Source organism: Streptomyces sp. NPDC048566 (assembly GCF_043199735.1).
GTDB lineage: Bacteria > Actinomycetota > Actinomycetes > Streptomycetales > Streptomycetaceae > Streptomyces.
Genome location: NZ_JBICWL010000004.1, coordinates 108,526 through 131,620, shown reverse-complemented (window position 1 = coordinate 131,620; position 23,095 = coordinate 108,526). Strand labels below are relative to the sequence as shown.

General features: G+C 71.0%; 22 protein-coding genes and 2 tRNA genes. 16 read left to right on the top strand and 8 right to left on the bottom strand.

The features are described from left to right. The first annotated feature begins 33 nt into the window (after positions 1–33). The 5 genes from ACGFS9_RS09480 (at position 34) to ACGFS9_RS09460 (ending at position 2,090) form a co-directional block, all read left to right on the top strand. Positions 34–312, top strand: coding sequence for a hypothetical protein (locus tag ACGFS9_RS09480; RefSeq protein ID WP_393251769.1), 279 nt, complete (start codon positions 34–36; stop codon positions 310–312). Between the two features lie 171 nt (positions 313–483). Continuing rightward, positions 484–624, top strand: a complete 141-nt coding sequence (locus ACGFS9_RS09475; RefSeq protein ID WP_393251768.1) for a hypothetical protein — start codon at positions 484–486, stop codon at positions 622–624. Positions 625–826: 202 nt separating this feature from the next. After that, positions 827–1,051, top strand: a complete 225-nt coding sequence (locus ACGFS9_RS09470) for a hypothetical protein (RefSeq protein WP_393251766.1) — start codon at positions 827–829, stop codon at positions 1,049–1,051. Then, the gene (locus ACGFS9_RS09465; protein ID WP_393251765.1) at positions 1,048–1,791 is read left to right on the top strand and encodes a GntR family transcriptional regulator; all 744 of its coding nucleotides are present in this window, start codon (positions 1,048–1,050) and stop codon (positions 1,789–1,791) included. The genes ACGFS9_RS09470 and ACGFS9_RS09465 overlap by 4 nt, the downstream gene beginning before the upstream one ends. After that, on the top strand, positions 1,788–2,090 hold the full coding sequence (locus ACGFS9_RS09460) for a hypothetical protein (RefSeq protein WP_393251764.1): 303 nt from the start codon (positions 1,788–1,790) through the stop codon (positions 2,088–2,090). Before ACGFS9_RS09465 ends, ACGFS9_RS09460 begins: the two co-directional genes overlap by 4 nt. Before the next feature lie 1,149 nt (positions 2,091–3,239). On the opposite strand, the gene ACGFS9_RS09455 is transcribed toward ACGFS9_RS09460, so the two are convergent. Further along, a complete protein-coding gene (locus tag ACGFS9_RS09455; RefSeq protein WP_393251762.1) occupies positions 3,240–3,554 on the bottom strand; it encodes a hypothetical protein in 315 nt (104 codons plus the stop codon). A gap of 250 nt (positions 3,555–3,804) precedes the next feature. On the opposite strand from ACGFS9_RS09455, the gene ACGFS9_RS09450 reads away from it, so the two are divergent. The 5 genes from ACGFS9_RS09450 to ACGFS9_RS09430 all read left to right on the top strand — a co-directional run bounded on the left by ACGFS9_RS09450 (position 3,805) and on the right by ACGFS9_RS09430 (position 8,122). Beyond that, a complete protein-coding gene (locus ACGFS9_RS09450; RefSeq protein WP_393251761.1) occupies positions 3,805–4,290 on the top strand; it encodes a hypothetical protein in 486 nt (161 codons plus the stop codon). Between the two features lie 135 nt (positions 4,291–4,425). After that, positions 4,426–4,692, top strand: coding sequence for a DUF6959 family protein (locus tag ACGFS9_RS09445; protein WP_393251759.1), 267 nt, complete (start codon positions 4,426–4,428; stop codon positions 4,690–4,692). A 288-nt stretch (positions 4,693–4,980) separates the two neighbouring features. Next, the gene (locus ACGFS9_RS09440) at positions 4,981–5,355 is read left to right on the top strand and encodes a hypothetical protein (protein WP_393251758.1); all 375 of its coding nucleotides are present in this window, start codon (positions 4,981–4,983) and stop codon (positions 5,353–5,355) included. A 251-nt stretch (positions 5,356–5,606) separates the two neighbouring features. Continuing rightward, positions 5,607–6,790, top strand: a protein-coding gene (locus ACGFS9_RS09435) for an IS3 family transposase (RefSeq protein ID WP_393251757.1) whose coding sequence is annotated in 2 segments (ribosomal slippage) — positions 5,607–5,894 and positions 5,897–6,790 — 1,182 coding nt in all. Because the reading frame shifts where the segments join, the coding sequence is not laid out codon by codon here. 696 nt (positions 6,791–7,486) lie between these two features. Further along, complete coding sequence (locus tag ACGFS9_RS09430) at positions 7,487–8,122, top strand: hypothetical protein (protein WP_393251756.1); 636 nt, start codon at positions 7,487–7,489, stop codon at positions 8,120–8,122. Between the two features lie 315 nt (positions 8,123–8,437). Here ACGFS9_RS09430 and ACGFS9_RS09425 read toward each other — a convergent pair whose 3' ends face one another. The 4 genes from ACGFS9_RS09425 to ACGFS9_RS09410 form a co-directional block, all read right to left on the bottom strand. Beyond that, positions 8,438–8,704, bottom strand: coding sequence for a hypothetical protein (locus ACGFS9_RS09425; RefSeq protein WP_393251754.1), 267 nt, complete (start codon positions 8,702–8,704; stop codon positions 8,438–8,440). 74 nt (positions 8,705–8,778) lie between these two features. After that, positions 8,779–9,042, bottom strand: a complete 264-nt coding sequence (locus tag ACGFS9_RS09420) for a hypothetical protein (protein ID WP_393251753.1) — start codon at positions 9,040–9,042, stop codon at positions 8,779–8,781. 258 nt (positions 9,043–9,300) lie between these two features. Beyond that, on the bottom strand, positions 9,301–9,606 hold the full coding sequence (locus ACGFS9_RS09415) for a hypothetical protein (protein ID WP_393251752.1): 306 nt from the start codon (positions 9,604–9,606) through the stop codon (positions 9,301–9,303). A gap of 492 nt (positions 9,607–10,098) precedes the next feature. Then, positions 10,099–10,974, bottom strand: a complete 876-nt coding sequence (locus ACGFS9_RS09410) for a bifunctional DNA primase/polymerase (RefSeq protein WP_393251750.1) — start codon at positions 10,972–10,974, stop codon at positions 10,099–10,101. Positions 10,975–11,355: 381 nt separating this feature from the next. On the opposite strand from ACGFS9_RS09410, the gene ACGFS9_RS09405 reads away from it, so the two are divergent. From ACGFS9_RS09405 to ACGFS9_RS09395, 3 genes are all read left to right on the top strand, one after another. Further along, on the top strand, positions 11,356–11,664 hold the full coding sequence (locus ACGFS9_RS09405) for a hypothetical protein (RefSeq protein WP_393251748.1): 309 nt from the start codon (positions 11,356–11,358) through the stop codon (positions 11,662–11,664). A gap of 787 nt (positions 11,665–12,451) precedes the next feature. After that, positions 12,452–13,006 carry a SigE family RNA polymerase sigma factor gene (locus ACGFS9_RS09400; protein ID WP_393251746.1) on the top strand — a complete coding sequence of 185 codons (555 nt, stop codon included), beginning with the start codon at positions 12,452–12,454 and terminating at the stop codon, positions 13,004–13,006. A 626-nt stretch (positions 13,007–13,632) separates the two neighbouring features. Further along, positions 13,633–15,309 (top strand): long-chain fatty acid--CoA ligase, encoded by a 1,677-nt coding sequence (locus tag ACGFS9_RS09395; protein WP_393251744.1) that lies wholly within the window; start codon positions 13,633–13,635, stop codon positions 15,307–15,309. A 480-nt stretch (positions 15,310–15,789) separates the two neighbouring features. Here the strand turns inward: ACGFS9_RS09395 and ACGFS9_RS09390 are convergent, their stop codons facing one another. Both ACGFS9_RS09390 and ACGFS9_RS09385 read right to left on the bottom strand, forming a co-directional pair. After that, on the bottom strand, positions 15,790–20,217 hold the full coding sequence (locus ACGFS9_RS09390; protein ID WP_393251742.1) for a PAS domain-containing protein: 4,428 nt from the start codon (positions 20,215–20,217) through the stop codon (positions 15,790–15,792). Between the two features lie 325 nt (positions 20,218–20,542). Then, the gene (locus ACGFS9_RS09385) at positions 20,543–21,115 is read right to left on the bottom strand and encodes an SSI family serine proteinase inhibitor (RefSeq protein WP_393251740.1); all 573 of its coding nucleotides are present in this window, start codon (positions 21,113–21,115) and stop codon (positions 20,543–20,545) included. A gap of 167 nt (positions 21,116–21,282) precedes the next feature. On the opposite strand from ACGFS9_RS09385, the gene ACGFS9_RS09380 reads away from it, so the two are divergent. The 3 genes from ACGFS9_RS09380 (at position 21,283) to ACGFS9_RS09370 (ending at position 22,317) form a co-directional block, all read left to right on the top strand. Continuing rightward, positions 21,283–21,373, top strand: a tRNA-Ser gene (locus ACGFS9_RS09380). A gap of 258 nt (positions 21,374–21,631) precedes the next feature. Further along, positions 21,632–21,704, top strand: a tRNA-Arg gene (locus tag ACGFS9_RS09375). Positions 21,705–21,900: 196 nt separating this feature from the next. Next, on the top strand, positions 21,901–22,317 hold the full coding sequence (locus ACGFS9_RS09370) for a DUF6234 family protein (protein ID WP_393251739.1): 417 nt from the start codon (positions 21,901–21,903) through the stop codon (positions 22,315–22,317). Between the two features lie 201 nt (positions 22,318–22,518). Here the strand turns inward: ACGFS9_RS09370 and ACGFS9_RS09365 are convergent, their stop codons facing one another. Continuing rightward, positions 22,519–23,043 (bottom strand): hypothetical protein, encoded by a 525-nt coding sequence (locus tag ACGFS9_RS09365; protein ID WP_393251737.1) that lies wholly within the window; start codon positions 23,041–23,043, stop codon positions 22,519–22,521. Between the last annotated feature and the right edge of the window lie 52 nt (positions 23,044–23,095).

Below are 23,095 nucleotides of genomic sequence, written 5' to 3'. Positions count from 1 at the left end.
CTCAAAGTGATCGCTCGTGACGGAGGCTGCCCTGTGCCCGCTTCGGGAGTTAGCGCGGCGGCCATCGCCGCCCGGCTGTCCGCCCTCGGGCTTGCCACGCGAGTGGAGGAACACCGCCGTCACACCTCGGTCGAAGCGGAGGTGCCGGACGGGCTCTCCGTCGAATCGTGGCGGGAGGTCCTGGACGTGGTGGCCGAGGCCGACCGGTTCGGGCTCCTCGCCACCAGCTTGAACGGCCGCACCCTCTGGGCGGTCGTACGCAGAACGGTCCCCACGACGGGCGATGTCGGGGGACCGGGCCATCAGCGATAGGGGCTGATCAGCGTGCTCAACCGTATCCGCCGCGCTCTCACTCTCACCAGGGTGCGGAACTCCTCCAAGGGCAGGCACCGGCGCCCTTTAGCGTCCACCGCCACATCTCCCGGGACAGTCGACGCGGCGACTGTCGTTCCGGGCCCGGCCTGTGCCGCCGTCCCGCACGAGATGCCCTTGCTGAGAGGCGAGGACGTCGCCCTCGTCCGCCCGTACGTCCTGGCCTGGGAGACGCGGCGGCGGTCACGTCCGGTGCTCGTCTCCCCCCACCTGCCGGCGGCTGCCTGGTCGGCCCTCACGGGGGTCCGCTGATGCCTACCCGTCGACAGCCACCGCACATCACGGCCTCCTTGGCGACCCCCTACCGGTCGGTGGCCTGTTCCATCGGCACACACCTCGTCTGCGCGGAAGCCTCTCCGGCCGCGGCGCCATCCGACCTGCCCGTGATCTATGAAGCGTGTGGCTGCTCGTGCCACTCGGAGGGCCAGCAGTTCACCCCAGTGGAGGTGGCGCGATGAACGAACGGTTTCCCGGCGGTGCGCTGGTCTCTCACATCGAGGTCACTTCGACCACGGTGCAGCGGGGCGACGTGATCCAACTCGGCGGCCGTGCCTACCGAGTGCAAGACCTGTTCCAACTCTCCCAGGGCGCCAAGCAGCTCCTCTTCGAGTCCGGTGAGTTGCTGACCATACACACGCGGACCCGGCTCTCCGCCGTGAGAACGATGCGAAGGCGGTGACCCCATCCATGCCACCACGCCACCATGAGATCGCCGACGACCTTCGGCGCCAGATCACCACCGGCCGCGTTCAGGCCGGCGAACGCCTTCCGTCCGAAGCCACGCTCGCCGATCGCTACAGCGTCAGTACGGTGACGCTGCGGCACGCCCTCGCGGTGCTCCAGGGGGAAGGGCTCGTCGAGAAGATCCACGGCAAGGGCAACTTCGCCCGCCGACCCCATCGCAAGATCGTGTATGTCGGCGGATGGGGAACCCTGGACCCTTGGACTGCTGCCGAGACTTCCCTCCGCGTCACCGTCCGCAGCGCCACCGTGCGGGCTGAGGGACACCTGACGACCTTGCTGAAGGTACCGACGGGCAGCCTGCTTGCTGAGTTCTCCTGCGTGAGCCTCCAAGGTGGCACGCCGCATGGGCTGGCCCGCATCTACATCCCGAATGACCTGGCACCGACGGGCGTGGCCGATCACGATTCCCCGAGCCGGGGGCCGATCACGCGATTCGGCGTTCTCGGTCCGCTGCCGGCGGACATCCGGGAGACCGTGTGCGCCCGCCCGCCGACGCCGGACGAAGCCTCGGCCCTGCGGATGGGCTCGGCCCCGTCCGTCCTCGCGATCACCCGAGTAGCGACCGACACCACCGGCCGAACCATTGAAGCCGCACTTCTGGTGTTCCCAGGTGACCGGATCGACGCGGTCTTCATCACGCACCCGACGAACGACGAGAGGCAGACGCAAGGATGACGGCGCCGAACGAACTGCGACTCCTCCCATGGGCGGGACCGGAGGGCAAGCCCTGCTACCTGAGCACTGACGACCGGAACGGCTTCATGTCCCGCCTGGCCGACGGCATCGAGTCGGTCCAACTCGGCTCGGCAGCCGAGCTGCTGGAGCATGCTGGCGAAGCGCTCGACGACCAGGACGCGGACCCGGAGGACATCCGCCGGCTGGCACACGAACTGGCTGGCTCCCTGCGAGACGTCCTCCGCGTCGCGACGAGTCGCGGTGACCTCTTGACGGTGACCGACTCGCACGACGCCTGAACAACTGGGCGAGAACGCTCGCCGCCCGCCCGTCACGACCTTTCCGGCCGGGAGGGGAACCCGACAACGTGCCAGGGTTCCCCTCCCCGCTGCGTTGCGCGGAGCCCGGCCAATGCGGCGGCGGTGCACTGATGCCGGACGCCTCCCCGAGTGGGCCGCATGAACCTCAGCCAACGAAAGTCAGCCACGGCGCTGAGTGCGCCGACCGATCACGCACGCGTATGTCTCGCCGCACCCCATCGGCCTTGGCCACGCTGCCGTCCTTGAACCTCAGAAGCAGAATCGACGGGTCCGTGAGAATCGTTGCTGAGCTAGCAGCTCGGGAAGCTGCGTGCATTTGAGGCTGATTCGGTGGCCGACCTGGGCGAACGGCTGGACTATGGTCTAGTAAGCCACGCTTGCATTCACCGTGACTCCCCGCTGTTCCCCGCTCGTTGTGGTGCGCTTGTGGTGCGCCCGTGTCACCGAACTCCTTCATCAGGGGCTCCTGACACCCCTGGCGCGAGGTCGTGCACACGCCTACCGTGCTCGCCCCGGTTCCACGTGATGACACCTTTCCTGTTGGGCATAGCCCCCGGGTACGTCCACGCTGACGGAATCCCAGAAGGGCGCGGACTCCCTGAAGTGCCCGCCTCCCGTGTGCCACTGAAGCCCGGGATACGCGCGGCGCAGAGACCGGAGAGCGGCTGAGGCCAGGCCGCAGCGCTTGTAGCCCTCGTAGGTATAGGGCGATTCCACCCAGCCGATCCGGCATTGATCGCACACTACGTACTCGACCTCGAAAGCCAGATCGGATCTGTAGTAGGCCGCTCGGATACGCCAGCCTGTCCGCTCATAGTGCCCGGCGGGCCGGTCGACCCAGGGTTTCGCCGGCGGGGCGGACGGCTCGAAGCGGTAGGACTCGGGCGACACCAATCGGCGGAGCCGGTCCCGCCAGGTCGGTTTGTCCGGCCACTCCCAGACCCAGTGCACATGGTCAGCGAACTGTGCCACGACACGGACTGCTGCTTCCTCCCCCGCCACGGACTCACTCTCCGTCTCTTCCGTGTCTCCTCGGGCGGCTGCGACCTGCCGTTCCCCTGTTAGTAGCTGATCCGTCACTGGTTGTCGCCGAGCGTCCCTGCATGGCCCAAGGACGACCCAGCGCGATCACTCAGGTCGGTCCCACTCATCCAACTTGATCTTCACTTGGTGGTTGTGATCTGCATGCCAGATGACCACGCCTGACACCCCGGCGCCCATGGCGGGCAGCTCCAGATCATGCGGCATGCCGCTGATCTCGGCCAGCCCCACGGCATCGGGCATCCCATGAATCCGGATGAAGACACCGAACCGCTGACGGCCCATGACCTCTCCTCTGATGCGGGCACCCTCAGGCAGCGCCGTGACGGTTGCTGTCCAGCTCTGTCGAACTGCCTCCGCCGCCGGCACTCCAGAACCTGCGGGCAATCTGAACTCATCCACGGCTAGAGCATGACTGTGTCGAAGGCCGCCTAGTAAGCCCGGCGGTTGGGCCCCTCGAAGACGCGCAGGCCGCAGGGCAGATGGTGGCGATCGAGCTAAGCGAGGTTCCGCGACCGATGCACACCGCAGTTGACCGTGACTGACCGACCAATGTGGCACGGATGTGGCACGTTTGTTGGTTGCCGTATGCAGCAGCGCGACCACAGAGCCTCTGGCATGGCTATCCCCAGTGGCCTGGGAACATGGTGCGATGAACATCGAGTGGGAGCTTCGTGGGCTGCTTGCCTCGCTGGCTCGGGAAGAAGGGGTCTTCGGCCGCGTCTCGCCTGAGGCCCAGGGTTCAGTGGAGGAGCAGATCCGGACTCTCGTTGTCGAGGCCGAACGGGATTGGGAGCAATACGCCGCGCCCGGGGCCACTGGCCCCGACTCGCCGGCCGAGGTGGCTGAAGCGCTCATCGAGGTCGACTCGAAATACGCGACGGATCTCATGACCTACCTCGCAGCAGATGACCTGGTATTCCCCGGCAGTCCACGACGTGATCGAACCCATGCACGTCGGGCAGCGGAACGCGTGGTCGAACTGCTTGGCTACGGATCCGTCTGGCAAACGAACATCAGCGATCTCTCGGAGCAAGTACGCGGCTGGAGTTCCGTCACTCGTCACACCTTCGACGGCGTGGTAGCCGGCACTGGCCACGGCTTCACCGCGGTGCTGCTACAGGTCGGCGAAGACTGACACTCGCCTTGAAAGTTCGGTCCAACAGCCGATCTGGAGCTCTTAGACCCTCGTTCGTCGGGCCCTTCGGCTGCTCAAGGCTGCCTGTGTACGCCCTCGTTGATGTCAGCCGGTGATGTCAGGTTGGATAGTGCGATGGAACGTGTTGAGGCAGAGCTGTTCACGGACGGTGGGAACAACGCTGTGGTGCGCCTGCCTCCACGCCGGTTCCCCGGCGTCTTGATCCAAGGGGACTCCCTCTCCGCCATCCGCAGTGAAGTTGCCGATGTCGTTGAAGCCTGCGACCAAGGAGACCTCGCCGGGGCACGGGAAACCGCCGGCCTTCTACTGGCTGGCCTCGATGAGGTGCTGGCGCGTTACAGCGCCGCGCTTGACGCCCACCGGGTCCCGCGGCCGTACTGATCACAGGGCTCGGGTCTTCAAGAGCTGGATCGCTGCTTTGTAAGGGCGGACGTGACCGGTAACGCCGTTCCCCAGGTCAGTCTGCCTGTAGCGGCAGCCCAGGTGAACGGCGCATCTCGACTGCGGCGAACCGTCGTTGACCGTGGCTGACTGCACGATGTGGCACGGCTATGGCACGGCTTCTTCTCCAACGACGCGCCCACGAAATACAGTTCGTCGGTTCAGCGGATTGCATGACTCGTTCAACTCGGTTAATCTCTGCGAGCTATGGGATATCCATTTGAGCAGATGGTGCAGGACCTCAACCGCAAGGGCATGCGGTTCATCGACATGCAGGTAAAGAGCGACGATGCGCGTTCGGCAGCTTGGTGGAATCAGGTCGCCAACAGGTTACTTGTCAACCCGCCGCCCAAAGATCTATTCCCGAAGTTTGCTCGGATGATGGGCGTCACCGAGCGCCGCGTAGCAGAGATGGCGGCTGAGGAGTGGTACGGGGTCACTCCGAAGGATGGCATCAGTGGACGTGTGCAGCAGCTCGCTGACGCCATTGACTCCCTGTCCGATGAAGATGTCGAGATGGTGGAACAGCTCATCCATCGCCTGCGTAAAGGACCGGTCAGGAAGCCCAAGATCGTGGTGAACCAGGAGCGTGACGCAAGCTGACGTTGGTGGACCGACTGGCGGGTCAATGCGGCGATCTTGAAAAACATCGCAGCACGGGTCGCCATGAGCCTAAATCCCAAACCCAGCGCCACAGGCGAGCGGCCCCTGACCAGGTAAATCGGTCAGGGGCCGCATTGTTACGCGATGCCTGCTCGCCACTGCGGTTCCCCGCACGATCGGGAAGGGGACTGCTGCAGGGTTGAGTGACACCTGACCTGGCTTGTTGAGAAGCGGCCTGGAAGGATGTTGCAGTGCCCAAGCCCTATCCCAAGGAGTTCCGCGAGGACGTCGTGCGGGTCGCGCGCAACCGCGGGCCCGGCGTCACGCTGGAACTGGGGGCCGCCGACTTCGGAGTCCACCCGGCCTCGCTGACGAAGTGGCTGCTCCACGCGGAGACCGGGAACACCACCACCAGGCCCGCGACGGCGCCGGCCGAGTCGGCCGAACTGCGCGAGGCCCGCAAGCGGATCCGGATGCTCGAGCAGGAGAACGAGGTCCTCAGGAAGGCCGCGGCCTATCTGTCACAGGCGAACCTGCCGGCAAAATGATGTACCCGCTCGTCCGCGAGCTGGCCGCCGCCGATGCCCCTGCAAGGGTGCCGGTGACGGTGACGTGCCGGGTGCTCGGGCTGGCCCGCCAGCCGTACTACCGGTGGCTGGTCTCACCGGTCACCGACGCGGAACTGACCGAGGCCCACCGGGCCAACGCCCTGTTCGACGCCCACCGCGACGATCCCGAGTTCGGCCACCGCTTCCTCGTCGACGAGGCCCGGGCCGCTGGCCAGGTGATGGCCGAGCGGACCGGATGGAGAATCTGCCGCGACAACCGCTGGTGGAGCGTGTTCGGTAAACGCAAAGGCCGCGGCAAGAACGCCAAGGCGGACCCGCTCGTCCACGACGACCGGGTCCGTCGGGACTTCACCGCCCCGGCGCCGAACCGGCTGTGGCTGACCGACATCACCGAACACGCCACCGGCGAGGGCAAGCTCTACCTGTGCGCGGTCAAGGACGTGTACTCCGGCCGGATTGTGGGCTACTCCATCGATTCGAGGATGAAGTCCAGCCTCGCGGTTTCCGCCCTGGAGTCCGCCGTCGCCCGCCGCGGCCAGGTCGCCGGATGCATCGTCCACTCCGATCGCGGATCTCAATTCCGCGCAAGGAAGTACGTGGCCGTTCTCGCACGTCACAGCCTTATCGGCTCGATGGGCAGAGTCGGTGCGGCAGGCGACAACGCGGCCATGGAGAGCTTCTTCGCGCTGCGGCAGAAGAACGTCCTCGATCGCCGACCCTGGCGGACCAGGAACGAACTCCGGATCGCCATCGTGACCTGGATCGAGCGCACCTACCACCGCAGACGGCGCCAGATCCGCCTGGGCCGATTGACGCCCGTCGAGTACGAAACCATCATGACCCCTCACACAGCACTCGCTGCGTAAACCCCAACTGTCACCCGATCACGCAGCAGTCCCGTGCTCACGGTCCCAACCTGGCGTGTTCGTGTGGCTCTCGCGTGGCCACCTGGGCAGCCGACTGCATGGGCCCGAATGAACTCCACCTCGACCCGACCCGTGTCTACGCCTGGCATGAGGGTGGACAGGCAGACGGCCGGTGACGAACTGGCTCGGAGGCGCGATCGTCCCTGAGGGGCACGCAGCGGGCACGATGTCCCCGACGACGCCTCGGTCGGATCGCCGGTACCCGTCTGACCTGCTGGGGAGGCTCAAGATCGGCTGACGCCCGAAAGGTCTTGAAAACCGTCGTGGCAGCGATGTCACCGTGGGTTCAAATCCCACACCCACCGCGGTGATACGGCTCCTGACCAGGCTTTGTGGTCGGGGGCCGTTGTCGTGTGCGGTACCTGCCGAACACCGCCGTTCCCCGTGCTCCACCGGCCGATCGGGCACGGAGGGGCACATGGGGGACGGAATCCGTTGCCACGGCCTCCATCTCAGTCACCCGCGAACCGCACCCAGGCCGTTTCGTTTGGATCTTGCAAGACTTGTCATACTTTCCGAGTGGAGATGCAAGCCGAGGAGGCAGCGCGGCGTTGGCTGGCTGATCAGGGTGTCAGCCAAGTGCGCGACGGGTGGGTGAGCGACGAGAAGCCGGACGCGTTGCTCACCGCCAACTAGGTGGCGCTCTCCTGGGCCGGTGACGTGTTCGCCGAAGACCTGGATGCAGCCGACCAGGTGAGGTTGGCTTTCGGGCTGCTGGACCTCCTCGACGAGTACTGGGTCACGTGCGAGATCCGGTTCGCGAACGAAGGTGTGGAGGGTCCCCTGCCGGTCGACGTGATGTGGGACGGCTACCGTCAACGACTTGAGGCGGACCGGGACTCTGAGGCCGTCACCTACTCGCTGTGGGTGGACTGGTTCGAGGACCACGCCACTTCCGCGACGGCCTTCGCCGAGGTTCTCGGCAACGACATCGACCGGATAGCGGCCGAGCGATCCGAGGCCCTGCTCCGCCGAGCCCGTCGGGTTCTGGAGTGTTCGGGCCCGGTGCGATGGACGGTGAAGGAGCTGACGTACCGCACCGCCATGCGACTTCCTGCCCTGCACTCGGCCCTCTTCCGCGGCCTCCTGGCGAGCTTTCACGACGTCTACGGCGACCTGGAGCCGGCTGCCGCACTGGCCTTCCTCGGCCAGTTGGATCTCCCCACGAACACCCGGCACCTTGCCGAACTGCGCCACGTACTTGCCGCCGGGCACAAGAATCACCACCGCAGCCCTGGCGCCTGGGACGAAGCGCTTCGCTCCTGCTCCTGAGCCGTTGGCCTGGCAGACCAGAGAAAGATGCCGGCGACGTAGAGTCCGGCCAGGTAGATGGTTGCGGTCTTCTCGTAGCGGGTGGCGATGCCCCGCCACTGCTTCAAGCGGTTGATGCACATCGCATCGATCACCTCACGGTGATCCCGCCACCGGCCATCCCGCTGCGGCGTCCGGTCCGGCAACAACGGCTGGATCCGCGCCCACTGCACGTCAGTCAACGGCACGCCCAGGCTAACGATCAGATGATCCAGACGAAACGGCCTGGCTGCCGGGGTCGCTGCGCAGTGTTCGAGTACCGCCCGTGCCGTCAGGTCAGGGCCTCGCGGTATTGCCGCGGCGGTGCACGATCCACCGGTGGACGGGGGGTGTGATGAGGCCACCCGCGATGAATCCGACCACGACGCCGCGGCTCGCGTCGGCGATGACGGCGACGGTGGCGCACAGAACCAAGGCGGTCACCACCAGGCCGATGATCCTGGTGGGTGAGGTCGCCCGGTCCAGCCACCTCAGGGTCGAGAGCGTCGTGAGACACAGAGTGGAGCCGAAAGCGGCCGACGCCAGAACCGTCAGGGTGTCCATTCCGCGACCTTTCAGGATCGGAGCCGGGATGTGTCGATCCGGCCATCACGGTCGGCCGTGCTCCCCTTGGGGAATCACCGGCCGGCGTTTGTCTTGCTTGTCGTGTGCGTCAACTTGCCGTGTTCGTCGTGGTTCTGCTGCTGTCGCAAGCCGCTGCCGGTCACGCTGTCACCGGTGAACGGGCGGGGCGGCCCTGCTGCCGGAACACTATCGATCTTGGCAGAATAATCAATATATTTGAGCAATCGCAGAGGTTTCGTGCTTAATCCGACGACGAGGGCAATAAAAAGATGATTGATTTCAGGACCCGGCGGCGGAAAAGCGTCCCCCTCGGCCACCGCTGAACCCCTAAGCGAATACGGCCCCTCGGGCCCGAGCCGCGGCACCGTTCCGGCCGTTGCGGCAGCCCGCGTCGGCGGGGCACGGATGCAGGCTTCACCGTGGATCGCCCCGACGGCCTGAGAGGGATCGAACCGAGGCTGCGTCGCCGGGCCGGAGGCGTCCGTACGGAGTCGGAGACGCACGGGATGAGCCGGCTCCTCGTGGGCACCCCCTGGCGAAGGCGGCGGGCGCACCGCAGGGCGTGCGGTCGGAGGCTAGCGTCCGACCGTGAGGGCCCAGTGGACGCCCGAGGGGGCGGACACGGACACGGTGCCCCGGTCGCGGCCCTCGTGGAGGCGCAACCTGTTGTAGACGCCGGTGACTTCCCCCGCCGTGCATTCCACGGGAAAGCTCAGTCCCACGACCCGTACGGACACGGTCATGGTTCCCTCGCCCCGGCAGTCCACGGCGACGGACAGCAGGCCGTCCCGTAGGCCGCCCGGGATGTCCACCTGGCGGTTCCCGTGCGCGTCGGTCACGCGCGCGACGGCCGTTCCGTCCACGTAGGGAGCCCTGGTCACGCCGTCGTCCGGTGCGTGGGAGGGCCGACCGGACGCTTCCCGGGCCGTCGGCGGGGCCGATGCCGACGCGCGTGTGGAGGGGGGCCTGGCCTCCGGCTCTGCCGTCGGGGCACCGCCGCCGCATCCTGCGAGGGTGACCACCGCCAGGACGCCGGCGACCGGAACGGATTTCAGGATTCTCGACGACACCAGGGACTCGCCGACTTCGCAGAGGGGCGGACGGCCGCGAGCGCGGCTTCCGCTTCGGACGGGACGACCGTAGGCCCGCCCGGGGGCGGCCGGTGAGCCTTCGCCGGGGTTCAGAGGTGGAATTGAGGTATCCGCTTCACGAGCCCTTTCCTCGCCGGAGGCGGAATGCGGGCGTCCCCGCCACCGGCGCGGTCCCGTGGTCCTGGCTGTGCCGTTCCGTTCCGTCGGTCCCTTCCCGGCGTGGAGTTTCCGGTCTGCACGACGGGTGTCGGGCCGTCTCGGATTCCGGCGGACGGGGTCGGCTCAGTGCGGGCCGGGCGCGGAGGATGTCATGCGGGCCGCGGAGGCGATCGTCGAGCGGGCCTCGCTTTCGGTGAGGCCGGTGCGGACGGCGGCCCGGACGAGCGGCGTGATCAGTTCGGGGCCGATGCCGTTCTCGTAGGCGCGGCAGGCGGCCCAGAAGAGGCGGGTGTTGCGCTGGCCCGGATGTGCCGCGAGGACGAACCGGACCAGCCCTTGGCCGTGTTGTCCGGTAGCGGAGGAGACGGGGTGGTGTCGGCGGGGTGGGGGCAGCAGCAGGTCCAGGAGTTCGCGCGGGCAGGGTGCGGGCGCGAGCCGTGCGGTGCCCGGCGCCGTGCCGTACACGCCGTGCTCCGTGCGGGAGCCCGGACCGACGAGGTAGCCGCCCGCGCCGCGGACGTCGATGCCGGGGGCCAGTCGGCTCGCGGAGTTGGGGACGACGACGTCGGGCGGGCCGCTCAGCCACAGATGCCGGCCTCCGCTCGGGGTCAGCACGACGACGGTCTCCGGGATCGTGAACAGGTGGCGCAGGGCCAGTTCGCGCAGCGCCGTCGAGGAGTCCGTGCCGGTCTTGGTGTCGAGGTCGATGCCGATGAGGCGGTGCGGTTCGAGGCCGCAGGCGATGCCGTAGCCGGTGGCCCAGGGGGCCGCCGCGAACAGGTCGCGGATGCGTCGGGGCTCGGTGGAGGCGTCGTAGACGCCGTGGCCGAAGCGTCCGCACTCGCCGTGGCAGCGGGCGGGTGCGGGGTCGTCGCGGTGGGGGGATCGCAGGGCCGGGAGTTTCGTTCGGGACAGCGGGATCACCGCCAGTCCCCGCTCGGCGGCGGACAGCGCATGGGCCAGGGTCAGGGTGGTGGCCTGCCGGTCGGTGGTGGCCATGGCTCTATTTTCGTACGAGTGTTCGAGAAAGGGAAGGGTGCGCCGACGGGGAGAGGGGGCGTGGCGCGATGGCGGGGCGGCGGGGCGTGACGGTGCGGAAACGCTTCAGCGCGTGCGGCGCCCGGGGTGGGTGCGCGCCCGGGCATCGGTGCGGGTCTGATCAGGGGTTTCCTCGCGATGGGCGGGTTTATCGACATGTGGTCACGCTTGAGGGGGAATCATCTGTTCAGGAGTGGTTGGCGACGATTCCGTGGGCAACTCTGGAATCGCGACGTCGTGCACAGCGCCGAGGCGGTCGGCCAACTGCCTTGGTCCAAGCCGTACTTCACGTGCCACCGGTTCGTCACCGGTGCGAGCACCCTGGTTCTGGAGGATTCACACATGGCAGGCATCCGTACCGCTCGCGTCCTCGCCGCCGTCACGGCCCTTCCCCTGGCGGCCGCGCTCTGCACGGGCGTCGCGGCGGCGGACACCGGCGGAATCGCGAGCGGAGGATCGAACGCGGGGGCGGCGACCGTCGGCGGAGGCGTCGGGCGCGACAACAGCGGCAACTCCTCCACCACACAACAGCAGGCGGTCGGGGCGGGGGCCTCGAACCAGAACAACACCGCCCAGGTCCGCGGATCCGCCGTCACGGCCGTGAACCAGGGCAACTCCAACGTTCTGGTGAACTTCACCGACCTCTGGTGAGACCGGGGCCGGGGGGCGCCGCCGGTCCGAGGGCGGGGGTGTGTGCGCAGGGGGGTCTGTGAGGTCGGGGGGCTTCACGGTGGCTGTGCGACGGCGCTTCGGTGCCGTCGCACAGCCCGTTCCCGTCTCCGCCGGCCCCTTCCCGTTCGGGCCGATCGCCCCGCGACGCACGGCGCACGGCGCGCGGCGCGCGGCGCGCGGCGCGCGGCGCGCGGCGGACGGCGGACTCTCCGAGGTGGGACCTCGGGAGCCGTGCGAACGGCCCACGGTCCGCTTGCCCGGTATCCGGCCGCTCGCCCCGGTCCGGCCGCGGTGCTCCGCGGCCCGCGTCCGGTTCGGCGCCCCGCACCCCCGGACCGCCTGGGGGACACCATGTCGACCGGCACGATCGAGCAAGGGCACGATCGAGCAAGGGCACGATCGAGCAAGGGCCACGTTCGAGCAAGGGCCACGTTCGAGCAGGGCGACGAGGAAGCCGTCACGGGACGCGTGCTCGGCGCCCGTTGCATCGGCCGCCGCGTCAGGGGCGCGGGGCCCAGGTGACGCCGCAGCGCGCCGCCGCCGGCGGAGGGGCGGGGCGGTCCGCCCGGGTGGCGCGGGCGGGTGCACTCGCCTTTCCCGCCGGAGCCGGTCCGGGTCCTTCTCGGGGGTGAACCCGCAAGGGGCCGGTCACCGCGTGTCCACCTTCAGGAGGTGCGGCCACCCCCTTCCCTCCGACCTGAGGCGGACATGCCTTCGGGACCTGCGGCCGATCCGCGCCAGGAGGCGGTGAACCTAGCGTGGAGCCATGACCACACCCGTCTGCACCAGCGCCTCGGCCGCCGCCACCCCGGCGACGCAGACCCGCTCGTACCCGTCGTTCGCCTCTTACGTGAGGGCGCGCCAACCGGTGCTGCTGCGGACCGCCCGGTCGCTCACGGCGAACCCGAGCGACGCGGAGGACCTGTTGCAGACGGCGCTGACGAAGACGTACGTCGCGTGGGACCGGATCGAGGACCACCGGGCGCTGGACGGCTATGTGCGGCGGGCGTTGCTGAACACCCGTACGTCGCAGTGGCGCAAGCGCAAGGTCGACGAGTTCGCGTGCGAGGAACTGCCCGAGCCGGAGAGGTTCCCCGCGGCGGACCCGGCCGAACAGCAGGCGCTGCGGGACGCGATGTGGCGCGCGATCACGAAGTTGCCCGCCCGGCAGCGGGCGATGGTCGTGCTGCGCTACTACGAGGACCTGAGCGAGGCGCAGACGGCGGCGGTCCTCGGGGTCTCGGTCGGCACCGTCAAGTCGGCGGTGTCGCGTGCGCTCGGCAAGCTCCGGGAGGACCCGGAACTGGCCCCGGCCGCGTGACGCCCGCTCCGGACCGGGCCGATGTCCGTCCGGGCCCGCCCGTCCGGACCCCTCGCCGCGGACCTGGCCGCCGTCCGTACGGACCCCGGCCGCGGAACGGACCGCCGTCGGTTCGGAACCCCGGCTGTGGACCGGGCTGTCGTCCGTCAGGCCGCGCCTGCTGTGGACCGGGCTGTCGTCCGTCAGGCCGCGCCTGCCGTGGACCGGGCCGCTGCCTATCCGCACCCTCCCGCCCCGGAGCGGACCTCCTGCCCCCGGACCCGTCCGGGCCCGCCCTTCCGGGCTCCCGGCCCCGTGGACTCCACCCGGCCCGCCGACCCGGAACCCGCCCGGACCGCCCGTGCTCCGTCTCCCGGGCCCGCCGAGGCCGCCCGTGCCCTCCGCGTTCCGGCCCCCGCCCGGATCTCCACGGCGCCCCCGGCCCTTCTGTCGTCCCGCCCTCCTCGGCCGCCCCCCGGCCGTTCCGCCGTCCCGTTCGGCCCGTCGCGCTGTGGCGTGGTGCCCGATCCGGTGTCCCCTGCGAGCTGCTCCGACCGGTGCGGCGCTGATCGATCATTCCTGCGCCTAGTGACATACCGCGCGGTATGTGAGCAGAATCAGCGGAACCCATTACTACCGCGCAGGCGATGTCGCCCCGGGAGGACGCCGTGCTGAGCACGATGCAGGACGTACCGCTGACTGTGACCCGCATTCTCGCGCACGGGGCGCTGGTCCACGGCGGGTCGCAGATCACGACCTGGACGGGGGAGAGCGAGCCGCACCGCCGCAGCTTCCGCGAGGCCGGCGAGCGCGCGAACCAGCTCGCGTACGCCCTGCGCGACGACCTCGGGGTCACCGGCGACGAGCGGGTCGCGACCCTGATGTGGAACAACGCCGAGCATGTCGAGGCGTACTACGCCATCCCCTCGATGGGCGCCGTGCTGCACACGCTGAACCTCCGCCTCCCGGCCGAGCAGCTCACGTTCATCGTGCGGCACGCCGCCGACCGCGTGATCATCGTGAACGGCTCGCTCCTGCCGCTGCTCGCGCCGCTCCTCCCCCATCTGCCGACGGTGGAGCACGTGGTGGTCTCGGGCGCCGGCGACCGGGCGCTGCTCGACGGGGCGAGCGTGCGGGTGCACGAGTACGAGGACCTGCTCGCCGGGAAGCCGACGGCCTACGACTGGCCGGAGCTGGACGAGCGGCAGGCCGCGGCCATGTGCTACACCTCGGGCACCACCGGGGACCCCAAGGGCGTCGTGTACTCGCACCGTTCGATCTACCTGCACTCCATGCAGGTCTGCATGGCGGAGTCGATGGGCCTCACCGACGCCGACACCACGCTCGTCGTGGTCCCGCAGTTCCACGTCAACGCGTGGGGCCTGCCGCACGCCACCTTCATGTCCGGCGTCGGCATGCTGATGCCGGACCGTTTCCTCCAGCCGGGTCCGCTCGCCGAGATGATCGAGAGCGAGCGGCCGACGCACGCCGCGGCCGTTCCGACGATCTGGCAGGGTCTGCTGGCCGAGCTGACCGCCAAGCCGCGGGACGTCTCCTCGCTCACGCAGGTGACGATCGGCGGTTCCGCCTGCCCGCCCTCGCTGATGGCCGCGTTCGACGAGCTGGGCATGCGGGTCTGCCACGCGTGGGGCATGACGGAGACCTCGCCGCTGGGCACCGTCGCCCGTCCGCCGGCTCACGCGGCCGGCACGGAGGAGGAGTTCGCCTACCGCCTCACGCAGGGCCGTTTCCCGGCCGGCGTCGAGGCCCGGCTCACGGGCCCCGGCGGGGAGCGCCTGCCCTGGGACGGCGAGTCGGCCGGCGAACTGGAGGTCCGGGGCCCCTGGATCGCGGGTGCCTACTACGGCGGCGACGGCGCCGAGCCGCTGCGTCCCGCGGACAAGTTCAGCGAGGACGGGTGGCTGAAGACCGGTGATGTCGGCACGATCAGCGCCGACGGCTTCCTGACCCTCACCGACCGCGCCAAGGACGTCATCAAGTCGGGCGGCGAGTGGATCTCCTCGGTCGACCTGGAGAACGCACTCATGTCCCACCCGGACGTGGCCGAGGCCGCGGTCGTCGCCGTCCCCGACGAGAAGTGGGGCGAGCGCCCGCTGGCCACCGTCGTCCTCCGGGAGGGCTCCACCGCCGACTTCGCGTCGCTGCGCGCCTTCCTCGCCGAGGAGGGCCAGATCGCCAAGTGGCAGCTCCCGGAGCGCTGGACGATCGTCGAGGCGGTCCCGAAGACCAGCGTCGGCAAGTTCGACAAGAAGGTGCTCCGCCGCCGCTACGCCGAGGGCGGCCTGGACGTGACCCGGCTCTGACCCGGGTCTCCGGCGCCGCCGGGCCCCGACCGGGGTCCGGCGGCTGCTTGTGCCCGCGGGCGGCCCGGCGGCTCCTTCGGCCCACGGGCCGTGCGCCGTTCCCGAGCCCCGCCCGGACACGCCGCCGGGGGCCTGGACCGGACCTCCCCGTACGGCCCGACACCCTCGCGGCCCGGACCCGCCTCCTCGCGACGGTTCGGACCGGCAGGCGACCGCGGCGCGCGGACGGGGGTGGCGCCGAACCGCCGATGCCTCTCCGACCCGGCTCCGATCGGTGCGTCCCCGGCCCGATCGGGCCCGACGGCCGCGCCTCACCGCCACTTCGTCCCGGCGCCCGCTCCCGCCCGGCCCGCCAAGCCCCGCCCGGACCCGATCCGGTGAGCCCGGGTCGACCGGTCCGAACCGAGCCGGCGGGGCGGACCGGATCCATCGTCGTGCCGGGCGTCGTGAGCCGGTGAACGTTTCCGGCCAGGGCCCTTGCTAGTTCGTGCCGATACGGGCCAGCAGGTCGACGATCCGGTCCTGGACCTCGTCGCTCGTGGAGCGCTCGGCGAGGAACAGCACCGACTCCCCCGCCGCCAGCCGCGGCAGCTCCGCCGGGTCGACGGCGGCGGTGTAGACGACCAGCGGCGTGCGGTTCAACTGCCCGTTCGCGCGCAGCCAGTCGACGATCCCGGCACGCCGCCGACGGACCTGCATCAGGTCCATGACCACCAGGTTCGGCCGCATCTGCGCGGCCAGCGTGACGGCGTCCTCGTCCGTGGACGCCCGTGCCACCTGCATCCCGCGGCGCTCCAGCGTCGCGGTGAGGGCCAGCGCGATCTCCGCGTGCTCCTCGATGAGCAGCACGCGCGGGGGGTGCTGCTCGGAGTCGCGCGGCGCGAGGGCCTTCAGGAGGACGGCGGGGTCGGCGCCGTAGGCCGCCTCCCGCGTCGCCTGGCCGAGACCGGCCGTCACCAGGACGGGCACCTCCGCCGCCACGGCGGCCTGCCGCAGCGACTGGAGGGCCGTGCGGGTGATCGGGCCGGTGAGCGGATCGACGAACAGGGCGGCCGGGAAGGCGGCGATCTGGGCGTCGACCTCCTCGCGCGAGTGCACGATGACCGGGCGGTAGCCGCGGTCACTCAGCGCCTGCTGGGTGGTCACGTCCGGAGCCGGCCACACCAGCAGCCGCCGCGGGTTGTCCAGCGGCTCCGGGGGCAACTCGTCGTCCACGGGGCGCGGCTGCGGCTGGTCGGCGACCTCGACGGCACCGCCCGGACCGTCGAGCGGCTCGGGCCCCTCGTCGGCGTTCTCGTCCGGTGCTCCTATGGCGTACGAGCGTCCGGCGCCCTCGGTGGCCGCGGGCCGCCGGGGTCCTCCGCCCGTGGGCTGACCGGTCTGCGGGTGCGACCGGGCGCCGTTCTCCGGGCGCTCGGCGACGGGCTCGGGCGGAGTGCCGAGCTTGCGGCGGCGGCCCGAACCGTTCGTCTGGTGCGGGGGAGGCGTGGCCGCCTGCACCCCGCCACCGGGCTGGAGTCCGCCGGCCGCCTGGGCCGCGCCGCCCGGCTGGGCCGCGGCGACCTGGCGGGCGAACGGAACGCCCTGCCCGAGGGTGCGCACGCTGATGGCCCGGCCCTGCGTCGAGTGGGGGTCGACCGGGGAGGAGCCCGCCGTCGCCTCGGCGGGCAGCGGCTGCGCGGCCCGCGGCAGCGGCCGCTCCGGGGGGAGCGGGGCGGTGGCAGGCTGCCCGGCGGGAGCGGGGTGACCGGTACCGGCCGCCGGAGTGCCGGCGCCGGCGGTGTCGTCGGCACCGGGAGCACTGTTGGCGTCGGGCCACGGCTGCCGGACCGCCGCGTCGGACGCGTCCGGCAGCGCGCCGGGACCGGCCTGACCGGCGGGGGCGGCCTGCGCACCGGCTGCGGCGGGCACTCCCTGCGCGGGCACGCCCGGAGCCGGGGCACCCTGCGGCGGGACCGCCTGGGCCGGTCCCCCTTGAGCGGGGACTCCCTGAACCGGGCTCCCCTCGGACGGCCCCGCCTGCGCGGGAACGGACTGCGGGGGAACGGGCTGCGCGGGAACGGACTGCGGGGGAACGGGCTGCCCGGGCACAGCGTGCCCCGGGCCCGTCCGCCCCGGTACCTGCTGTCCGGGAAGGCTCTGGCCGGGAGCGCCGGGAGCGCCGGGAGCGCCGGACGTCCCGGTCGTCGTCGACGTCGGAGCCATCGGCCGGCCCGGCTGACCGGTCCCGTCGGGCCGGCCGGCCGGACCGGGCTGCCCGGGAAGGCCCTGCGCCGGGACCTGCGGGGCGGCGCGGCGGCGACCGGGCCCGGAGACGGGATGCGGCTGCGGCGGCGTGTGGTCGTCGTCTTGGGCGTGCGGGATCGCGTCGTGGCGGCCGTCGTCGGCCTGACCTCGGCCGGGACCGGCGACGCTCCCGTCCGCCTGCTCCTCCAGGGCGACCCGCTCGGCCTGCGCCCGAGCCGCCTCGACCTGCGCCGCCTGCGCCTGCGCCTCGGCCTGGACGTACTCCGGCGAACGGTCCGCCTCGGCGGGCGGCAGGGCGAACACCGGGCGGGGGCCCGCCTCCTGGGCGGCGGCCCGTTCGGCCGCCGCGGCCAGCGCACGGCGGCGCCGCCCGGTCGGCTGCCCCGCGTCGGCCTGGCCGCCGTCCGCGGCCTGTCCCGTGCCCGGCTGCGCGCCGCCGTCCCCGGCCGGCGCCTGCGCACCGGTCGGCGCGGGCAACGCGGCCGGAAGAGCGTGCTGTTCGCCGGTGCGGCGCGCGCGTCGGCCCGAGGGCACCGGCACCCCCTGCGGAGGCACCGTCGCGCCCAGACCCGTTCCCGCCGCGGCCGTTCCCGCGGCGTGCTCGCCGGCCATGACGACCGCGCCCTCGGAGACGTCGTCGCCGCCCGGTGCCGGCGCGGCGCCCGCGTCCTCGGCGGGGCTGGGCCGGCCGCGCCGCCGCCCGGTGCCCCCGGACGCCCCGCTACCCGGCTCCTCCGCGACCCCCTGCGCGGGGACCGGCACGTCGCCGCCCGGTGCCTCGCCCGCCGCGCGCCGGCGACGCCGTCCGGTGGGCGCCGCGCCGCCGGCCCCGGTGCTCTCCTCCGCCTGCGGGTCCTGCTCGGCTGTGCCGTCGCCGTCCAGGAACGCGTCCACGGACGAACGCCGCGCCCGGCGCCGGCCACCGCTCTGCTGCGCGGCCTGCTCGGGCAGGGCCACCTCGGTCGAGACCGCCGGCGCGATCACCGGCGCGACCGCTCCGGCCCCGCCGCCGATGGGCACTTCGAGGACGAAGGCGTTGCCGCTCATCCCCGGCACCTCGTGGGTCTGGAGCACGCCGCCGTGGGCGCGCACGATCCCGCGCACGATCGGCTCGTGCACCGGATCGCCCCCGGCGTACGGACCGCGGACCTCGATGCGCACGACCTCGCCGCGCTGGGCCGCCGCCACGACGACGGTGTTGTCCAGGTAACCGCCCGCCGATACGGGCGCGTTGCCGGTCGCGTCGACCCCGGCGACATCCGCGATGAGGTGGGCGAGGGCGCGTGCGAGGCGCTGCGCGTCCACCTCGGCCTCGATGGGCGGGGCGTGCACGGCGAACTGGACGCGCCCGGGCCCGATCAGGTCGACGGCCCCGTCGACACCGGCGGCCACGACGGCGTCCAGCATGACGTTCTCGCGGGCGATGCTCTCCGCTCCGGCGTCGAGGCGCTGGTAGCCGAGCACGTTGTCGACGAGCGTGGTGATCCGCGAGTAGCCGGCCGCGAGGTGGTGGAGGACCTGGTTCGCCTCCGGCCACAGCTGCCCGGCGTCGTCGGCGGCGAGCTGCGCGAGGTCGCCGCGCAGGCGGTCCAGCGGCCCGCGCAGGGACTGGTCGAGGACGGCGAGGAGCTGCTCGTGCCGGGCGGTCAGGGCCTCGTAGCGGTCCTTCTCCCGCTCGCCGAGGGACGCGTACCGCTCGTCGCCGGCGGCGATGGCCTCCGCGTGCCGCTCGGTCAGCTCGGCGATCTCGGCGGTGTGCCGCTCGCCCAGGGCCGCCAGCTCGGCGGCGTGCTCCGCGCCGAGCCGCTCCAGTTCCTCGGCGTGCCGGGCGGCCTCGGCTTCCTTCTCCTGGACGAGGGTGTCGTACGGCCTGCGGTCGGTGAACGTCATGACGGCGCCGACGAGCTGGTCGCCGTCCCGCACCGGAGAGGTCGTCAGGTCGACGGGCACCCGGTCGCCCGACTTCGACCACAGCACCTGCCCGCGCACCCGGTGCTTGCGTCCGGACCGCAGGGTGTCGGCGAGCGGGGACTCGGGATAGGGGAAGGGCTCGCCGTCGGCGCGCGAATGAAGGATCAGCTCGTGCAGGTCCTTGCCGCCGAGGTCGCTGGCCCGGTAGCCGAGGATCTGCGCGGCGGCCGGGTTGACCAGGACGACCCGGCCCTCGGTGTCCGTGCCGACCACGCCCTCGGCCGCGGCGCGCAGGATCATCTCGGTCTGGCGCTGCGAGCGGGCGAGTTCGGCCTCGGTGTCCACGGTGCCCGAGAGGTCGCGGACGACGAGCATGAGCAGTTCGTCCGGGGTGGGGCCGTAGCTGTCGTACGCCTGCTGGCCGTCCTCCAGGTTCGCGCTGGTGACCTCGACGGGGAACTCCGAGGCGTCGGTGCGCCGTGCGGTCATCCGGGTCGGCTTGGTCCGCCCGCTCCGGTCGATGGTGTCGGGCCGCCGCATGGAGCCGGGGATCAGCCGCGAGTCGAACTCGGGCAGCAGGTCGAGGAGCCCGCGGCCCACCAGCGCCGTGCCCGGGGTCTCGAAGGCCTCCAGGGCGATGGTGTTGGCGTTGACGACGGTGCCGTTGGCGTTGACCAGCAACAAGGCGTCGGGGAGGGCGTCCAGTATGGCTGCGAGGCGAGCAGCGCCTCGGGATGGCCTGCTGCTCACGAGACGCTTCCTCCCTGTTACCGCACCTTGCCGACCGCGGATGCCATCTTGCCAACCGGTCCGCGGCGTGTCACGCGAGGGAGTCTACGGGCAGAGGTCCCGCCGACGGTGCCGGATGAGAGGGAGGTCGCACGCAGAACGCACGCAGAACCGACGAAGAAGCTGTGACCACGTGTTTTCACCCCACCTCGGCCCCGTCGTCCCTCCTCTCCCTCTCTTCTCCCTCTCTTCTCCGGCTCTCCGTCCCCTCTCTCCGCTCCCCGGCCACCCGTGCGCCGCCCCCGCCGGAAGGGTCCGGGCTCCTCCGGCGGGGGCGGGCGCGGGGTCAGGCCGCCGGGTCGGGCAGGAACGGGACCATGGCGTCCCAGCGGGAGATCTCGCACCCGTTCGTACGGTCGTAGCGGGCGTCGACGGGCCGTCCCGCCCAGGTCCCCGTGACGTGCGCGGTGGCCGGACCGCCGTACTGCATCGTGCACAGGGAGTCCGGCGGGACCGGGGCGAAGAGGTCCTTGCCCCAGGTGGTGCGCCCGTCGAGCAGCTCGCAGGCCTCGGCGGCGCGCGGGTGGCTCCCGCCCGCGGGATGGCAGTCCAGCTCGTACGTGCCGTCCACGCCGCCGCCCGTGCCCTCGACCGTCACCGTCAGCCGGTCCCCGGAGTCCTCCGGGCGGGCCGGCGGGGGCATCGCGGCGGGCGGCCGGACGCCGTGCGCGACGGTGAGGAGTGCGGGGACGCCGGCAGGGCGGCCCGGGAAGGCGGTGGGCGCCACCGGCCCGGGGAGCACCACCGGCCCCGGGGGCCCGGTGATCGCGGTCGCAGGGGTGCCCGCGGAGGCGCTGGGCACGGCGCAGAGCGCGGCGGTGGCGGACGCGGCGGCGGTGAGGAGCAGTCGGCGCAACATGGCCTGCCTAACGCGAGGCGTCCTCCCTGGTTGCGTACGGTTCCGGCCGGTGGCGGGCTTTGCCCTCCGGCCTGCCTGCCTAGTACCGTAGGGGGCGATTGGTGACGCGGCGCTCGTCTGTGTCATCATCTGCACGCACCACTCGCGCTCGCGTGGGCGGTTGTGCGGGAGGCGTCGCCTAGTCCGGTCTATGGCGCCGCACTGCTAATGCGGTTTGGGACTTACATCCCATCGAGGGTTCAAATCCCTCCGCCTCCGCGCGAAGAATCCGAAGCCCCGGTCCCCTGGACCGGGGCTTCGTCGTTCCCGCCGGGCGAGCCGCCGCCGACCCCTCCGCGACCTCGGAGCCGACCCGCCCGGACGGCCCGCCCCGAGGCGGCCGGAACAACGTTTTCGCAGCTCACAAGGGGTGAGGCAAACGGATTTCACATGGCGGCGGCAGTCATGTAATGTTCTTCCTGTCGCCGCGAGCGGGGGAAAACCCCGGGAAGCGAAGACGAAAGAACAACAAAACAAGCACTCGTAGCTTAACGGATAGAGCATCTGACTACGGATCAGAAGGTTGCAGGTTCGAATCCTGCCGAGTGCACAGCAGGCCAGAGGCCCCAAGGATCATTCCTTGGGGCCTCTGGCTTTTACGTTGACGGCAGTGTTTGACGGCAACCGCCTCAGAAGGCGGGTGGGGGCCGATCAAGGGGTGCCAGGTCGATCATGGGACTCACCCGGGCGGAGCTGAGTACTCCTACTCATGCGCCCGCCTCGCCCGCACGAGCAGGGTGGCGAGTATGAACTTACCCGTCGCCCCGCCGGCCTTCGACGCGACCACCGGCCCGGGAAAGCATCACCGTGCCGACCTGGGCGCCGACATCGGAGCAGGCTGCGGGCTGGTGTTCCTGGAGCTAATCGCCTTGGCGGTGATCTTTGGACTCTGGTTCCTGTCCGGGTTCAACCTCGACCCGGGCAAGACCGTCACGACCGACTCGTTGTGGAACTACCTGGCCGCCGCTGGCGGGGTCGGAGTCCTCGCCATTGCGGCGGCCGCGATCGCCGCGCGAGCCGGGGCCGTCGTAACGGTTGTCACCCAGGGCATCATTGCTGCTCTGATCTGCGTCATTGTCTTTGGTGGGGCTGCGGCTCAGTCCCACCAGGATCAGTTGTGCCGTGACATGCCGTCAGCGGCGGGCTGTAAGAGCAAAAGCTAGAGGGCTTCGGGAGCACCGGTCATGCCGTCGCCGTCGACAGGTCCGTTGCCGTCACCCCTGAGCGCGTCCCCGACGCGGTCGAAGGCGGAGCGCTGGGAGTCGAGCCGTACGGCAGCCTTGACGGCAACGACGGCACACGGGCGCACATGATCGCCCGGGCGGACGGTGCGTCCCCGGCGGCACGGCCCGGCTGCACCGACCTCAGAAGCCGGAGCAGGTGGCCGCCGCCGAGGGTCCGGACGCCACGGATGTCGTGGGGGTGCCGTGATCCACGGTCACCGAGCAGGTGGCGGTGCCTCCCGCGCCGCTGAGGCTGATAAGTAGCGATCCCCCCTTCGTGAAGCCCTTCGTCTTGAAAGTCTTGCGCCACGGCAGGGACGTGACGGTCTCGGATCGTGTGGACACGCCATCGTCGTTCCACACGGAGTACGAGATGTTCACGTTCCGCGCGTCGCCGGTGACGGCGTACTCGACTTCGACCGTCTTCGTCACCTCGTGTGAAACGTTCGCCACGAGGGCCGCGCACCCACCCGCGATCAGCAGGACGAGCACGAGGAGTACCCACGGCCACTTCCGCCGCTTCTTCTTGGGCGCCGTTCCGTAGGGCGATCCGCCACCCGGAGGAGCTTGCCCCCATCCCGGTGGCTGGTGCTGCCGGGGCTCCTGTCCCCACTGCGGCTGCGTCGGACCGGGCCGGGGCGGCTCCCCGGAGAAGGGTTCGCTCATGGGCACAGCGTGTGACATCCCTTCCGGGTGCGCGACTCGGAGACCCCCGGAC

Bases quoted from the DNA above. Each gene is read 5' to 3' on its own strand.
- ACGFS9_RS09365 (WP_393251737.1), bottom strand. From the start codon at position 23,043: ATGAGCGAACCCTTCTCCGGGGAGCCGCCCCGGCCCGGTCCGACGCAG.
- ACGFS9_RS09405 (WP_393251748.1), top strand. From the start codon at position 11,356: ATGGCAGGCATCCGTACCGCTCGCGTCCTCGCCGCCGTCACGGCCCTT.
- ACGFS9_RS09475 (WP_393251768.1), top strand. From the start codon at position 484: ATGCCCTTGCTGAGAGGCGAGGACGTCGCCCTCGTCCGCCCGTACGTC.
- ACGFS9_RS09400 (WP_393251746.1), top strand. From the start codon at position 12,452: ATGACCACACCCGTCTGCACCAGCGCCTCGGCCGCCGCCACCCCGGCG.
- ACGFS9_RS09370 (WP_393251739.1), top strand. From the start codon at position 21,901: ATGAACTTACCCGTCGCCCCGCCGGCCTTCGACGCGACCACCGGCCCG.
- ACGFS9_RS09410 (WP_393251750.1), bottom strand. From the start codon at position 10,974: ATGGCCACCACCGACCGGCAGGCCACCACCCTGACCCTGGCCCATGCG.
- ACGFS9_RS09460 (WP_393251764.1), top strand. From the start codon at position 1,788: ATGACGGCGCCGAACGAACTGCGACTCCTCCCATGGGCGGGACCGGAG.
- ACGFS9_RS09450 (WP_393251761.1), top strand. From the start codon at position 3,805: ATGAACATCGAGTGGGAGCTTCGTGGGCTGCTTGCCTCGCTGGCTCGG.
- ACGFS9_RS09470 (WP_393251766.1), top strand. From the start codon at position 827: ATGAACGAACGGTTTCCCGGCGGTGCGCTGGTCTCTCACATCGAGGTC.
- ACGFS9_RS09385 (WP_393251740.1), bottom strand. From the start codon at position 21,115: ATGTTGCGCCGACTGCTCCTCACCGCCGCCGCGTCCGCCACCGCCGCG.
- ACGFS9_RS09395 (WP_393251744.1), top strand. From the start codon at position 13,633: ATGTCGCCCCGGGAGGACGCCGTGCTGAGCACGATGCAGGACGTACCG.
- ACGFS9_RS09425 (WP_393251754.1), bottom strand. From the start codon at position 8,704: ATGGACACCCTGACGGTTCTGGCGTCGGCCGCTTTCGGCTCCACTCTG.
- ACGFS9_RS09445 (WP_393251759.1), top strand. From the start codon at position 4,426: ATGGAACGTGTTGAGGCAGAGCTGTTCACGGACGGTGGGAACAACGCT.
- ACGFS9_RS09440 (WP_393251758.1), top strand. From the start codon at position 4,981: ATGGTGCAGGACCTCAACCGCAAGGGCATGCGGTTCATCGACATGCAG.